Annotated in this window: 1 protein-coding gene; it reads left to right on the top strand. The window is 66.7% G+C overall.

Annotation, left to right across the window (positions count from 1 at the left end; genetic code table 11):
* Positions 1–453 (top strand): extracellular solute-binding protein (locus D7Y13_RS42760; RefSeq protein ID WP_120631112.1); only part of this gene is annotated, 453 nt, incomplete at both ends.

Here is a 453-nt window from a genome sequence, read left to right as displayed (position 1 = left end):
GGCAGAACCCGACGTCTCGAGCGACCTGCCGCCCTGCCCGGTCGACGCCATCGACACCGCCACCGGCACCACCGAGGTCACCCTCTGGTACCAGCTCAGCGGCAACGCCGACGACGTCCTGAAGGCCATGGTGGCCGACTACAACGCCTCCCAGACCAAGGTGAAGGTGACCGCTGAAGAGCAGGGCGCGTCGTACGACGAGCTCCTGAACAAGTACACCCAGGCCATCCCCAGCAGCGACCTGCCCGACATCGTCGTCGCCGAGGACACCAACACCCAGTTCCTGATCGACTCGGGCACGGTGCTCCCGGCCCAGGCGTGCTTCGACGCCGCCGGGGTCTCCACCGACCAGTTCAACCCCGCCTCGGTCAACCACTACTCGACCGACGGCGCCCTCTGGCCCGGCACGGTGAGCACGTCCGATCTGCTCACCTACTACAACAAGAACCACCT

The sequence above is a fragment of the Corallococcus praedator genome, assembly GCF_003612125.1.
Classification (GTDB): Bacteria; Myxococcota; Myxococcia; order Myxococcales; family Myxococcaceae; genus Corallococcus; species Corallococcus praedator.
The sequence above is the reverse complement of the archived record's forward strand: the minus strand, read 5'-3'. Positions and strand labels throughout refer to the sequence as shown.